Genomic DNA, 13,071 nt, shown 5'->3' on the forward strand with positions numbered 1-13,071 from the left:
TCTCAAATATGTGACGAAAGGACAGAACACGAACAATTCCTTTTCTTATCATTATTCTACGATATTTCCCGCCCCAGGAAGCCACTCCCATCATCCTGTGCCGCCATCATATTTCTACCTATCGACTGTTCGATAAAACGGCACGGCGATATACTGCCCTTGCTGAACGGTGCCGCTCCGTCAGAGGCCGCTCCAGGCGGCCGGTGCGGGAGCGCGGGAGACGCATGCATGAGCCACAGGATGCCATGGAGTCCGCCGCCGCGCGCATCCGTGCCCCGGCCGGCCCGGCGATGGCGACCGGGCTGAGGCAGCCCCAGCGCCCGAGGTGCCAAAGCCCGGTCGCGCACGAGACCATCCATACCCAGACCGAACGCGAGGCGTTCCGCATTTTCATCCCCGAGGTCCCATGAAAATCCTTGTCCCCATCAAACGTGTCATTGATTACAACGTGAAGGTGCGCGTCAGGCGCGATGGCGGCGGCGTGGAGACCGCCGGCGTCAAGATGTCGATGAACCCTTTCGATGAAATCGCCGTCGAGGAAGCCCTGCGCCTGCGTGAAAAAGGCATCGCCAGCGAAGTCCTGGTCGTCTCGATCGGCGTCCCGCAGGCCGCCGACACGTTACGCACCGCCCTGGCCATGGGCGCCGACCGCGCGATCCTGGTCCAGTCGGAGGAAAGCCCCGAACCGCTCGCCGTCGCCAAGATCCTGAAAATCCTCGTCGAGCGCGAGACGCCCGATCTGGTCATCCTCGGCAAACAGGCCATCGACGACGACATGAACGCCACCGGCCAGATGCTCGCCGGCCTGCTGGACTGGCCGCAGGCCACCTTCGCCAGCCGCGTGGAGAAAACCGGAGACAGCCTCACCGTTTCGCGCGAAGTCGATGGCGGCTCGGAGACCCTCTCCCTCACGCTCCCCGCCATCGTCACCGCCGATCTGCGCCTGAACGAACCGCGCTACGCCTCCCTGCCCAACATCATGAAAGCCAAGAAGAAGCCGCTCGAAACCCTGTCGGCCGCCGATCTCGGCATCGACCTCACCCGCCGGCTCACCACGCTCTCGATCGCCGAGCCCCCGACCCGCAAGGCCGGCATCAAGGTCGGCAGCGTCGCGGAACTGGTCGAAAAACTGCGCAACGAAGCCAAGGTGATCTGATCATGACCGCACTCGTCCTGCTGGATGCCGAAGACGGCACCATTCCCCAGACCTCCCGCTCGGCCATCGCGGCGGCCACCAGACTCGGCGACGTGGATGTGCTGGTCACCGGCGGCCCGGAGACCATCGAGTCCGCGGCGGCGGCTGCCGCGAAGATCCCCGGCATCCGCAAGGTCCGCACCGTATCGGGCGAGGATTTCGCCCACGCTCTTGCGGAGCCGCTCGCGGCCCTGCTCGTCGCCCTTGCTCCGGAGTACGACCACATCGTGGCCGCCGCGACCACCATCGGCAAAAGCGCCCTCCCCCGCGCCGCCGCCCTGCTCGACGTGCAGATCATCCCCGATGTCATGGAGATCAAGGACGCCGAAACCTTCGTGCGGCCGATCTTCGCCGGCAACGCGCTGGTCACCCTGCGCTCATCGGACGCAAAGAAACTCCTCACCATCCGCACGGCCAGTTTCGACCCCGTACCAGCCGAAGGCGGCACCGCCCCGATCGAAACCGTCACGCCGCCCCCCTGCCGGTCGAAAGCGCATTTCGTCTCGGCGGAGCATTCCAGCACCGAGCGACCTCAGCTCGAAGCCGCCCGGATCATCGTCTCCGGCGGTCGCGGCCTGCAAAGCGCGGAAGGCTTCAAGATTCTGGAACCACTGGCCGACAAGCTGGGCGCCGCCATCGGCGCCTCTCGCGTGGCCGTCGATTCGGGCTTCGTCCCCAACGACTATCAGGTCGGCCAGACCGGCAAGATCGTCGCCCCAGACCTCTATATCGCCTGCGGCATTTCCGGCGCCATCCAGCATCTGGCCGGCATGAAAGACAGCAAGGTGATCGTCGCCATCAACAAGGACGAAGACGCACCCATCTTCCAGGTGGCGGATTACGGCCTGGTCGGCGATCTGTTCCAGATCGTACCCGCCCTGACCGAAGCTCTCGGATAATCCCTGCCATGGCGGGGCGACCACGCGCGGCGTGGCCGCCCCTCACCTAACGACTGTTCTGCAAGAAGACCGCCTCTCCCCGCGTCCACACCGCAAACCGGGCACCCGCATCCCGCAGCGGAACCGAGCATCGACCGCTTAGCCGGCGGCTCAGCCCCGGCACATGCCGCCTGGGCTCCTTTTCCTCGCAAAAAAGCTCCCGTCCAAACACTCATTGGAACTTCAGCCTTTTTTTGACGTTTGGGCCGCCCGTTCGCGGCTTTGCCAGTCGAGAGAGTGTGAAGCGCGCTTCTTCCGATTCCAGCCCTGATTTTCTTGCAAGCCTGCCAAACGGAGCCCATAGTTTTCCCGGATCAGAGACATGGAGAAAGCGCTTGCCGGCTTAACCTACCAAATGTTTGGTTTAAATGCTGAGATGGTCAGTCCAATAATGAAAAATAAAATCACGCTGATGGCATGCAGCGCCCTCCTCACCCAGACATTGTTCATCCCCGTCCACCGGGCCGCAGCTTCGGGTTTCGCCCTGCGCGAGACCGATGCTGTTTCGCTGGGCAACGCCTATGTCGGCTCCGTCAGCCGCGCGGGGGATGCGTCCACCGTGCTGATGAACCCGGCCGGCATGTCCTTTCTCGACCACAGCGAATTGCAGAGCAACGTCTTCTACGCCGGCCCCGTCGCCCGCTTCTCGGGCCAGAACTATATGGGCCCCGGCGTCACCACGCCAGGCGTGCAGGGCAATCGCGGCATCACCGACGCCGCCACCGCCGCCGGATACGGTGTCCTGAAGATCGATCCGCACTGGGCGATCGGCTACGGGTTCTACACCCCCTACGGCCAGCGCGCCAATTACCCCTCCAACTGGGTCGGGCGCTACCAGAGCCTTGTCAGTGCGGTCACGGACTACGAACTCGGGATCATGGCCTCCTACCGCTTCAACAAGCGTCTTTCCATCGGTGTCGGCCCCCGCATGGGCTTTCTCGCCGGCCGCTTTACGCGCGGCGTCAATCTGGGTCCGCTGAACGCCCTGGGTCCGACGACGGTCGACATGGCCGGAAACGCCTTCGGCTTCGGCTACGATGCCGGCATCCTCTACAAGCCCGACGACGCAACCCAGATCGGCATCAACTACCAGTCGCGCATCTCCTACGACCTTTCCACCCGTACCAAATTCTCACCGCCCCCGCTCCTGGCCGCCAATCCGCTGATCAACGGTTCGCTGATCGCCCAGAGCGGCCATGGCGCCATGCAGGTGACCTTGCCCGACAGCGTCTCTTTCGGCATCACCCGTGTTCTGTCGCCACGCTGGACCATCATGTTGCAGGGCGAATGGACCCACTGGTCCCTCCTGCATTCGCTGAACAACACCTCGGACCACCCCGGCGGCCTCAGTTCCTCGATCCCGGTCAACTGGCGCAATAGCTGGTTCGGCGGCATCGGCGCGACATACCAGGTGTCCAAGGCCGTCCTGCTGCGCGGCGGCTTCAGCTACGACCAGAGCCCGACGACCGTCAGGAACCGCAACACGATCACGCCCGACACCAACCGGTTCGACCTGGCCGGCGGCGTGGACTACACGCCGATCAAACGGCTGACTCTTACCCTGTCCTACGCCCATATTTTTGGCACCAATCCAAAAATAAACGATGCCGCCTCGGAAACATCAGGCCGATTGATCGGCTCCTATAACGATTACGGCAACGTCGTCGCCTTCGGTGTGAGGACACGTTTCTGAACGACAGCGGGATCTCACGGGATCGACCCTCCACCAGGGTCTCCCATCCCGCCCGATTGAAGGGTTTTCCCATGAATGCCATGAATGAAAGCACCATACTGCGTCATACCGCGTCAGGTGATTCGATTCAGGATCTGTTCGAACTTCTGCGCGTTTCGACATTCCGCCATCCCAACGCCCTCGCCATCGACTTCATGGGGCGCAAGCTCGCCTATCGCGAAGTCTTCCAGGCGGTGGAGCATGTTGCCGGCGGCCTGAAGGATATCGGTGTCTCCAAGGGCGATCGCGTCGCCGTCTCGCTGCCCAACACGCCTTACGCCGTGATCCTTTTCTTCGCGGTGCAACGCATCGGCGGCATCGTCGTCAATCTCAACCCGCTATACGTCCAGCACGAGGTCCACCAGATCCTCAAGACCGCAGACGTGTCGGTTCTGGTGATCTCGGACCTCGCAGCCATCGCCGAACCCGCCTATCGGGCGGCGGAGAACACGTCGGTTCGGCGCATCGTCGTCTGCCCGTTCTCGCACGCCCTGCCGCCAGTCAAAGGGGCCCTGTTCAAAGTCCTCAAATCAAAAGACATCTACCATTTCCCAGCCGACAAACGCATCGTCACCTACGACGCGCTCGCCCACAGCAAGACCGTTGTCAAGCATGTCACGATCGACCCGATGCACGATGTCGCCGTCCTGCAATTCACCGGTGGCACCACAGGTATTCCCAAAGCGGCCAAACTCACTCACGGCAATCTTCTGGCCAATATCGAACAGATCAAGGACATGGCGCGGGACGCCCTGAGCGAACCTCCGACCACGCTGGGCATCCTCCCCCTGTTCCATGTCTTCGCGCTGATGGCCGTCATGCTGCTCACCATCGAACGCGGTGGCGAGATCGTGCTGCTGCCGCGCTTCGACACGCAATCCACCCTCGCGACCATGCGGCGGGTCCGGATCACGCTCATGCCCGCCGTCCCGACCATCCAGACCGCCCTGCTCCGCGACCCCGGCCTGTCACCCGACCTGTTCAGCCATATGCGCGCCATCATTTCCGGCGGCGCCCCCCTGCCGGTCGCCCTGCGCAAGCGTTTCGAGGAAACGGCCAAGTGCCCGGTCATCGAAGGCTACGGGCTGAGCGAGACCTCGCCGGTCCTCACGCTCAATCCCCTTCATGCCGTCCGTGACGGCTCCTGCGGCAAGATCGTCCTGCACACCGACCTGCAAATCCGCAGCCTCGACGACATCAGCCGCCGCCTGCCGGTCATGGAAAAGGGGGAAGTCTGCGTCAAGGGTCCGCAGGTGATGTCCGGTTACTGGAAGGGCGAGGGAGATGCGTCCGCCTTCACGCCGGACGGCTATTTCCGCACCGGCGATGTCGGCTATCTCGACGAGGACGGCTATCTCTTCCTGGTCGACCGCCTCAAGGACATCATCATCTGCGGCGGCTACAACGTCTATCCGCACGTCATCGAGGAAGCCCTTCACCGGCATCCCGCCGTGCTGGAAGCGCTGGTCATCGGCGTGCCCGATTCCTATCGCGGCCAGTCGCCCAAGGCTTTCGTCACCCTCCGCCCCGATTCCACAGTCACGGCGGCCGAACTGGCGACCCACCTGGAACAGTATGTCTCCAAGATCGAGCGCCCGCGCGAGATCGTCTTCCGCGACTCCCTGCCCAAGACCCTGATCGGAAAACTGTCTCGAAAGGACCTGAAAATTCAGGAAGGCATCACCAGCTGATATTCGATGGTGCAGAAAGCCCACGCCGACCCGCGTCGCGGTAAGCAGGGCTTCCGCCCATAATCCCTGGCCACCGCCATACCACCTGGACTGCGTCGCCCCGACCTGCCGCCCTCATCTTCCGCGCAGGACGTGCCATCGTCGTCCAGCGGGCGGCCCCAATCGGCGCAGACAGACAATATCGGCAGCGCAACCACCATCAAGAAGACCATTTTTCAGGATGGATGCGCGCCTGGACGGGCCTCTCTGCGCTGCCAATGGAAACATGCCGAAACCTGGCGAAGCATGTTTTTTCGTTAAGGCACTGAATTGTCACAAAGGGCCATCCCCGCGCCGGGATTCGCCGCAGGAGTCGCAATCCACTGCAAAAACAAGTAATATGCAACGCTTCATCGCCCCGCACGACAAGAGGCATGCCGAAAAAGACCCCGCCCCGCTTCCGTTCCTCCCCGTCCACACGGGGCCGCCCCTGGACACGCGCGGCGCTGTTCACGGTGGCCGCGCTCGGCCTTCTTCTGGCCGCCGCCGGATTGCGCACGCTGGTGCTGGACCGCCCTCACCCCACCATCGGCGGCCCATATGCGCTGACCGACCAGCAGGGCCAGCCCATCACCCAGGCCGCTTTCCACGGCCGCTACACACTGATCTATTTCGGCTACACGCATTGCATCGATATCTGCCCGCTGACGCTGGCAACCGTCACCGCCGCGCTGGATCAGCTCGGCCCCCGCGCCGCCTCCGTCGTACCGGTCTTCGTCACCGTCGATCCCGCGCGCGATACCCCCTCGGTCATCCACGACTATGTTGCCCGTTTCTCACCCCGTATCGTCGGGCTGACAGGCAGTTCCGCCCAGATCGAGCCGGTGCTCGCTTCCTTCCACGTCCTGGCCCGCCGCCACACCCCCACCTCCAGCCATGCGGACAGCGCCTATCTGATGGATCACAGCTCCGTCCTCTATCTGATGGACGGCAACAACCATCTCGCGGCGATATTCCCCGTCGATTCCAGTCCCCAGAGCATCGCCGATCGCTTGCGCACCCTCCTGCCCAACGCCTGACATCCTGCCGGACCATTCACCCTTTCAAATACGCCCCGATCCGTCAGGCGGAATACGACGTCCGGTCATCCACGCCGCTATCGCCAGCAGCAGCAGCGACGCGCCCAACTCCGGCAGCAACACCCCCAGCAGAAGCATCACCAGACCGGCCCCTGTTCCCACCCGCCGGTCCGGCAAGGCAGCCGGCACGCCCCAACCGCCAGGTGGCCGACGACGCAGCCATAAAATGGTCGCGGCAATAGTCATGGTCACCAGCCCGCTGGCCACCAGCAGGTTGAGCAACTGGTTAGGCCAGCCGAACAACTGCCCTTCATGCGCCGCCACACCATAACCGACCACACGATCAACCAGCCCCTTGCCGGCAAAATCCCGGCGCGCCAGCACACGTCCATCCGCTCCGATCTGCACACTGGCCCGTAACGGCCGATCCTGCGTATCCGACCGGACCTCCCATGGCGCTCCCGCCGATGCGGGCGGCGTCACAAGAGCCGGTGCCGGCAACCCCAGCCGCACACCCGTCGCGACCACGGCATCGAGCCCGGCAAGACCGTCCGGTTCCACCGTCTGCCCGCCCCCCATCTCCATACCCGGCATGTCGGCCATGCCCCCCATGCCGGCAGGAGCCGCAACCGGATGCCCCGCGATCGTATCGCGAACGGGAACAGCGCCGATTTCCCAATCCGACACCGTCATCAGGCGCCCGACCCGATGCTCGACCGATTGCAGTGCATGCCCCCAGACGAACGACCAGGGCAGGCCCGAAACCAGAAACAGCGCCAGCACCAGCGACAGCCACAATCCGCTCACCGCATGCAGATCCCGCCATCGCGCCCGTCCGGCGAGCCCAAGCCGCGGATAGACAATCCCCGCCAGCCCCCTTCGCCCACGGGGCCACCACAGATAAAGACCGGTCATGATCAACACGATCGTCCAGGACGCCACCATCTCCATGATGACCGACCCGGTATTGCCCAGCAGCAATTGTCCATGCAGCTTGAACACCAGCCGCTCGAACCGCGATTCTTCAGGCACCTGCCCAAGAACCGTCAACGACGACGGATCGACATAAACCCGGATCGCCTCGTCACCCCGCAGGACGATCACCCGCGCCGCGCCATGCGCCGGACGAGGCAGTTCATAAGCCATGAACCGGCTTCCCGGCACCGCTCCCAGCGCCGCACGCACCTCCGCCGACGCGGGAGCCACCATCCCCGGCGCCACACGATGGTCATAGCGCCAGTCGATCAGATCATCGATCTGAGGCTTGAACAGATAGATCGTGCCTGTCAGCGCCAGAAAGGCAACGAAGGGCAGGCAGAACAGCCCCGCCAGCATATGCCAGCGCCAGACCGTCCGATATTGGGGCCAGAAGACGACTCGTCCCTCACGCATCACCATGCCCTCCGTCAAAAATGCACCCGCACGCCGCCAAACACGGCGCGCGGCGACCCGGCATAGATCGACCCGGTCCGCGTCGCCAGCACCGCCGCCCTTGCCTGCGTTCCATCGGCCCGCAACACATCTGCAATGTTCGCCGCACCAGCCACGTAAGTCTGGTTGGCGAGATTCTGCACTTCGACATACGCATGCAGCCGATGCACCCAGCCAAGGCGTTTCGGCGGGTCGTAATGCAGTTCCAGATTGACCAGAGCATAACCAGGCGCCCGCAATCGATTGGCATTATCCAGCCAGTAATCGCTCCGCCAGGTCACCTCGACATACCCGCCAAGCCCCTCCAGCGGACCGTCCGGCTGGTCATAGAGAAAGCGGGCGTTCAGAAAATTCGGAACCACGCCCGGAATCCGCCTGCCGCTTCGATCGAACGCGCGCGACACCCCGCTGCCGGACATCACCTCGGTGTAATCGGTATAGATCTGGTTGTCGTAGGTATAACTCAGCCTGATCCGTCCGCCGGGAAGAGCACGGCGCAGCGGCGTCCATTCCGCTCCCAGTTCGACACCCCGATGCTGCGACGCCGGAGCATTGAACGTGAAGGAACTGACCGTATCGACCCCGGCCGACTGGCTGACCAACTCATTGCGATAGAATTCGTAGAACCCCGTCGCCTGAAGATCGAGCCCGGCAAACGGATGCCAGTCCGCCCCCAGGTCAACCCCCACGCTGGTCTCGCTCCTCAGATGGGTATTGTTGCCATAATTTCCCTGCGGGGTCACGAACAGGTTCGATGTCGTCGGCGTGGCATAGGCGGTGCCGACGCGCGCATGCAGCGTCCAGTCGCGATCCGGCGCATAGATCAGCGCCGCTTCCGGCGCGAGATTGAAGAAGAAGCGATTGGCCGTAATCCCGGTCACACGCTGCCCGGCGGCACTGTAGCTATACAGGTTCTGGATCGCCCCGAGATCGGAATAGGTCCCTCCCAACCCGACCACCGCATGCCATTGCGGCGCGAACTGCCAGTCCTCCTGGAACCGGGCGCCAAGATTCCACTGATGCCCGTACGATGTCCCGTTCAACCCCCCGCGCGTCGCCCCGCCTGCCGGCGTGACGTTATAAACCTGCGATCCGAAATCCAGATAATCGAAACTGATACCGCCGAACGTCGTCAGGCTGGTTGCCCCCAGCCGCGCATGGTTCGTCACATCGCTGCTGGCATTGTAGGAATTATAAGGCCCCACATAGCTGGCAACAGAAGTCGGCTGGTCGATATGGCGCTGATCATAAGTAAACTGGTTGCGCCAGGTCGTCCGACTGTCGAAATCATGCTCCCAGCGCAGACCGACGATGGTCCGACGGTCAAACCGGCCCAGCCCCGCCTGCTGCGGGGTCCGGGCGACGGTCGCGCCATAATGGCCATTGACCAGCAGATTCACCGTGGCACACCCCGCCGCCGCATCCGCGGCAACGGCACAGCCCTGCTGATAAGGGTTAAGCCGATACTGCGCCAGAGACAGCCGCAGAGGCAGAAACGCATCCGTGACGTTATTGACGAATTTCAGGATCAACCGATCCCGTTCCGTCAGGTTGACGCGCAAGCGCACATTCTCGGTCGAGGTCGCATAGCGACTGTTGGCAATGAAGCCATTCCCCCGCACGTCGCTGCCAAAGACCGCCAGATCATACGACCGCCCGCCGACACCCAGCGTGACATATTGATTGAACATGCCGAAACTGCCGAAATCCGACCCCAGTTCCAGCCCATGGATATCGGCACCGGTGCGAGTGCGGAAATTGATCGCCCCATTGATCGCATAATTCCCGTACACGGTGGAAGCCGGTCCCTGAAAGACATCCACCCCCTCATAGGCATGCGGATCGATCAGATCCGACCGCGCCGTGCCATCGGGCTGGGTAACCGGAAAGCCATCTTCCAGTACCTGAAGGTTCTTCAGCCCGTAAGACTGCCGATCCCCCGACCCACGCACCGACACCACGACATCACGCGGCCCGTTCCCCGCAACAAAGCTGACGCCGGGAATGGTCACGACCATATCCGCAACACTTTGCCCCACCTGATTGGCAAAGCTGCCCCGCTCGGCACTGTAGGTCGTCTGCCCCGCCGGCCGAACCGTCGCTGCCCCCCGCCCCGAACCGCGCACGGTCATCCGCTCTCCCGCCGGAGCAACAAAAGCAACGGGCGCAACCGGCACAGCACGCGCGAGACGCCCTCGATCATGCGGCACGACAGCCGGGCGCCTCTCCTCGACCGATTGAGCAAAAGCAGCATGCACGCAGACCAGCGCCAACGCGCCGGCCACCAACCCCGGTCCACCTGCGTGGACAATTCTGATGGACATGAATTCAGACCTGAAAGACCGATACGAAAGCCCACCGCACAGCGCACGATGGTCACGAGAACGTATTCAGAACCTGATTCGAGATACGGGCTGGCAAACGAAAGCGCCCCACCGAGGTCACCTCCACCGTGCCTTCCCGCGCCTCAAAGCCGGCGGCCATATGACCACAAGCACCAAAACCAGAAAATGCGCGTCGGATCGCCGCCAGCGTGCATGACCGAACAGGCTCTCAGGCCAGGGCGGGTGGTCCTTGAGGATAAAGGCTGAAACGATGCCGAAAGGGCGGCCCGCGAACAGGAGGGAACACCCACCCCATCCCTATGGCAATGACAGTGCACGCCACGAAAGCGACACTGCCCACGGTCAAGGCCGGCGTGTCGAGCGCCTCGGCCAACAGCACGAAGCCGTCCGCCTGCCCACTACCGCCGTGATGCGACCCATCAGGCCCCGGTGCCGCAGGATGACCACTGTCACAGAACACCGACAGACTGGCCAGTTGCGCCAGCGGATCGTCGAACACGGCCTGCGGACTCGCCAACCCGCCGAGCGTCAGCCGCGCGACCAGCGCAAGCAGAACCAGCGGCCATGCGGCCCGCCACCTCGCCTTGCTGTCGCGCATCATGCCCATAAGTTCGCTCTTAGGGCCTTTCCGCGGACCTGCCTAGCATATCCGAACCGTCATAAATGCAGGAACCGGCCCCCATCTCGCCGGCGGGCCATTTTTTCCCTTCCTTTTTTAGCCGCATCGTCCATACGTCGGCCGTCCAGCAGGAAGAAGGGGGGACATCATGGAAGACGAAAACGACGTGATCGTCGGCTATCTCGTGATACGGGAAATCGGCGACGACGAGGTGCAGTTCTGGGACCCGGAAGCAGGCTGGAACGACGACCCGGACGACGGCAAGCTCTACGAGACCGCAGAGGAAGCCGAACGCGACGCCGAAACCCTCCGCGCCGGCAACAACGACACCATCACCGTCGAGCCTGTCTATGGCGACGACGGCGAGGAAGAAGAAGAAGAGATCTGATCTCCGCCGTGCGGTGCTTTCGGTCGGTCCACAGCCGAAGGCACCGCCAGAGCGAGCCGTCAACAGAGCATACAACCCGATTAACCGGCACATGGGTCTTCGGACGATCCTGAGACTGATAAGCCTCACGCCGGTCCTTGCGAACCGTTCTCGCTCGCCGGCCTACATTCCTCCACAGATCCCGCATGCAAATACGCAGCATCACGGGAAAGAGTCCCGCCAATGATGTCCCGACCAAGACGGTCTTGGCATACTCTGCTTTCATTATCCAAAACTGTTCCTCTATTTTTAAATGCGCTCGGACACTCTATTCAAATAAATAGAGAAAAAATTTCGTCTACTCACAATCGACAACGCGACGAAATTCTGACAAAATATACCATTCATTAAAAATGGCGCGCAGGAGAAATCATCTTATGGAAGCCAGGAAAAGTAAGGTTGGTATCATTATAAGAACAAAAAACAGGCCGATTTTTCTCAAAAGGGCTCTCGAATCTGTCTCAAGTCAAACATTCAGCAATTGGCACATCTATATTATCAACGACGGTGGAAACGCCGAAGAACTGAAGCCCATTCTTCAACCATATGAAAAGAAATTCTCTGAAAAAATAACGTCCATAAACCTCCCCATTTCATATGGTCGTGGGGGCGCCATGTCACTTGGGATCGGCGTGGCAACAGAAGACTATATCCTCATACATGATGATGATGACACTCTGGAACCTCTTTTCCTGGAGAAAACCGTTTCGTATCTTGATGCTGACAAAGATGATGTCTTTTGCGGCGTAACAACAAGTAATTATGACGTCTACGAATACGTCGACGGCGATCGAATCATCACAAAAGAAAAGACCGATACGGGAGGTCAAAAAACAGGAACCTTGGTGGATGTCAGCATCTACCTTTCCCATATAGGCGTCATACTTCCAATCACCTTCCTATTCAGACGGAAGCTGATTGATCTTTCTGGAAACGTCAATACAAACATGCAGCATTATGAAGATTATGATCTCTTCATAAGACTTATAATGCGCGGTGAGATCGGAATCATACAAGACTTTCTATGCTCCTATCATCACAGGGAGCCGACGGGCACCGCTTCCGACACCAGCCGACATGAAAAGAAATTCGACTATCATCTGGCCTACCGAAATAACGTTATCAGAAACGCCATAAACAACGGCGACAACCTGACCGATTTCCAGGCCACATTTATTCACGGGAAATCCATAAATTCTCACTACACCAATCAGATACTTAATCACATGCACGTATTAGGAATGAGTATTATCGCGATGTCCAAGGCCATCTCAGAAATAGCCGCCAAGATTGAAAAAAGAAATTTCTGATCTATCCACGACTGGTACCTCGTTATTCGATTTGAAACCACACATCATCCGCGGCATGAGCGTCGTCCACTGGGCTTCGCTCATGCACCGTTGAATACCAAAATGGTTCGTACGTTGATGGAACACCGCGATGCCAGAGCATTTCCACCGAAAGCCGGTTTGGTTGAAATGCTCTAGTTCATTGTTTTCATGAGAATCTTCACCTATTTGAATGCACGCATTCAACAGGATCTGCTTGTCTTATGACTGTGCTGTCGCCGTGTGCGATAAAGGACCGTTGAGCCGAGGGTGTCCACCCCCGGCTCAACAGGAAGGGGACGGGTCG

11 protein-coding genes are annotated in these 13,071 nt (G+C 61.0%); 8 read left to right on the forward strand and 3 right to left on the reverse strand.

Going from position 1 to position 13,071, the window contains the following annotated elements; translation table 11 throughout:
* The first annotated feature begins 224 nt into the window (after positions 1–224).
* The 6 genes from HLH25_RS15785 (at position 225) to HLH25_RS15810 (ending at position 6,614) form a co-directional block, all read left to right on the forward strand.
* Entirely contained in the window at positions 225–410 is a 186-nt protein-coding gene (locus tag HLH25_RS15785) for a hypothetical protein (protein ID WP_182974979.1), read from the forward strand.
* Positions 407–1,156: an electron transfer flavoprotein subunit beta/FixA family protein gene (locus HLH25_RS15790; protein WP_182974980.1), complete on the forward strand. Its 750-nt coding sequence runs from the start codon at positions 407–409 to the stop codon at positions 1,154–1,156. Before HLH25_RS15785 ends, HLH25_RS15790 begins: the two co-directional genes overlap by 4 nt.
* A gap of 2 nt (positions 1,157–1,158) precedes the next feature.
* Positions 1,159–2,094: an electron transfer flavoprotein subunit alpha/FixB family protein gene (locus HLH25_RS15795; protein ID WP_182974981.1), complete on the forward strand. Its 936-nt coding sequence runs from the start codon at positions 1,159–1,161 to the stop codon at positions 2,092–2,094.
* 430 nt (positions 2,095–2,524) lie between these two features.
* Positions 2,525–3,826, forward strand: coding sequence for an OmpP1/FadL family transporter (locus HLH25_RS15800; protein WP_182974982.1), 1,302 nt, complete (start codon positions 2,525–2,527; stop codon positions 3,824–3,826).
* A 71-nt stretch (positions 3,827–3,897) separates the two neighbouring features.
* Entirely contained in the window at positions 3,898–5,556 is a 1,659-nt protein-coding gene (locus HLH25_RS15805; RefSeq protein WP_182974983.1) for a long-chain-fatty-acid--CoA ligase, read from the forward strand.
* 413 nt (positions 5,557–5,969) lie between these two features.
* Positions 5,970–6,614, forward strand: a complete 645-nt coding sequence (locus HLH25_RS15810) for an SCO family protein (protein ID WP_182974984.1) — start codon at positions 5,970–5,972, stop codon at positions 6,612–6,614.
* A 24-nt stretch (positions 6,615–6,638) separates the two neighbouring features.
* Here HLH25_RS15810 and HLH25_RS15815 read toward each other — a convergent pair whose 3' ends face one another.
* From HLH25_RS15815 to HLH25_RS15825, 3 genes are all read right to left on the reverse strand, one after another.
* Entirely contained in the window at positions 6,639–8,006 is a 1,368-nt protein-coding gene (locus HLH25_RS15815) for a PepSY-associated TM helix domain-containing protein (protein ID WP_182974985.1), read from the reverse strand.
* Between the two features lie 14 nt (positions 8,007–8,020).
* Positions 8,021–10,369 (reverse strand): TonB-dependent receptor family protein, encoded by a 2,349-nt coding sequence (locus HLH25_RS15820; protein ID WP_182974986.1) that lies wholly within the window; start codon positions 10,367–10,369, stop codon positions 8,021–8,023.
* A gap of 229 nt (positions 10,370–10,598) precedes the next feature.
* Positions 10,599–10,991: a hypothetical protein gene (locus HLH25_RS15825; protein ID WP_182974987.1), complete on the reverse strand. Its 393-nt coding sequence runs from the start codon at positions 10,989–10,991 to the stop codon at positions 10,599–10,601.
* A 166-nt stretch (positions 10,992–11,157) separates the two neighbouring features.
* Between HLH25_RS15825 and HLH25_RS15830 the strand changes: the two genes are divergently transcribed.
* Both HLH25_RS15830 and HLH25_RS15835 read left to right on the forward strand, forming a co-directional pair.
* Positions 11,158–11,397 (forward strand): hypothetical protein, encoded by a 240-nt coding sequence (locus tag HLH25_RS15830; RefSeq protein ID WP_182974988.1) that lies wholly within the window; start codon positions 11,158–11,160, stop codon positions 11,395–11,397.
* A 416-nt stretch (positions 11,398–11,813) separates the two neighbouring features.
* Complete coding sequence (locus tag HLH25_RS15835; protein ID WP_182974989.1) at positions 11,814–12,746, forward strand: glycosyltransferase family 2 protein; 933 nt, start codon at positions 11,814–11,816, stop codon at positions 12,744–12,746.
* Positions 12,747–13,071: the final 325 nt, after the last annotated feature.

Source organism: Gluconacetobacter dulcium, from assembly GCF_014174165.1.
Lineage (GTDB): Bacteria > Pseudomonadota > Alphaproteobacteria > Acetobacterales > Acetobacteraceae > Gluconacetobacter > Gluconacetobacter dulcium.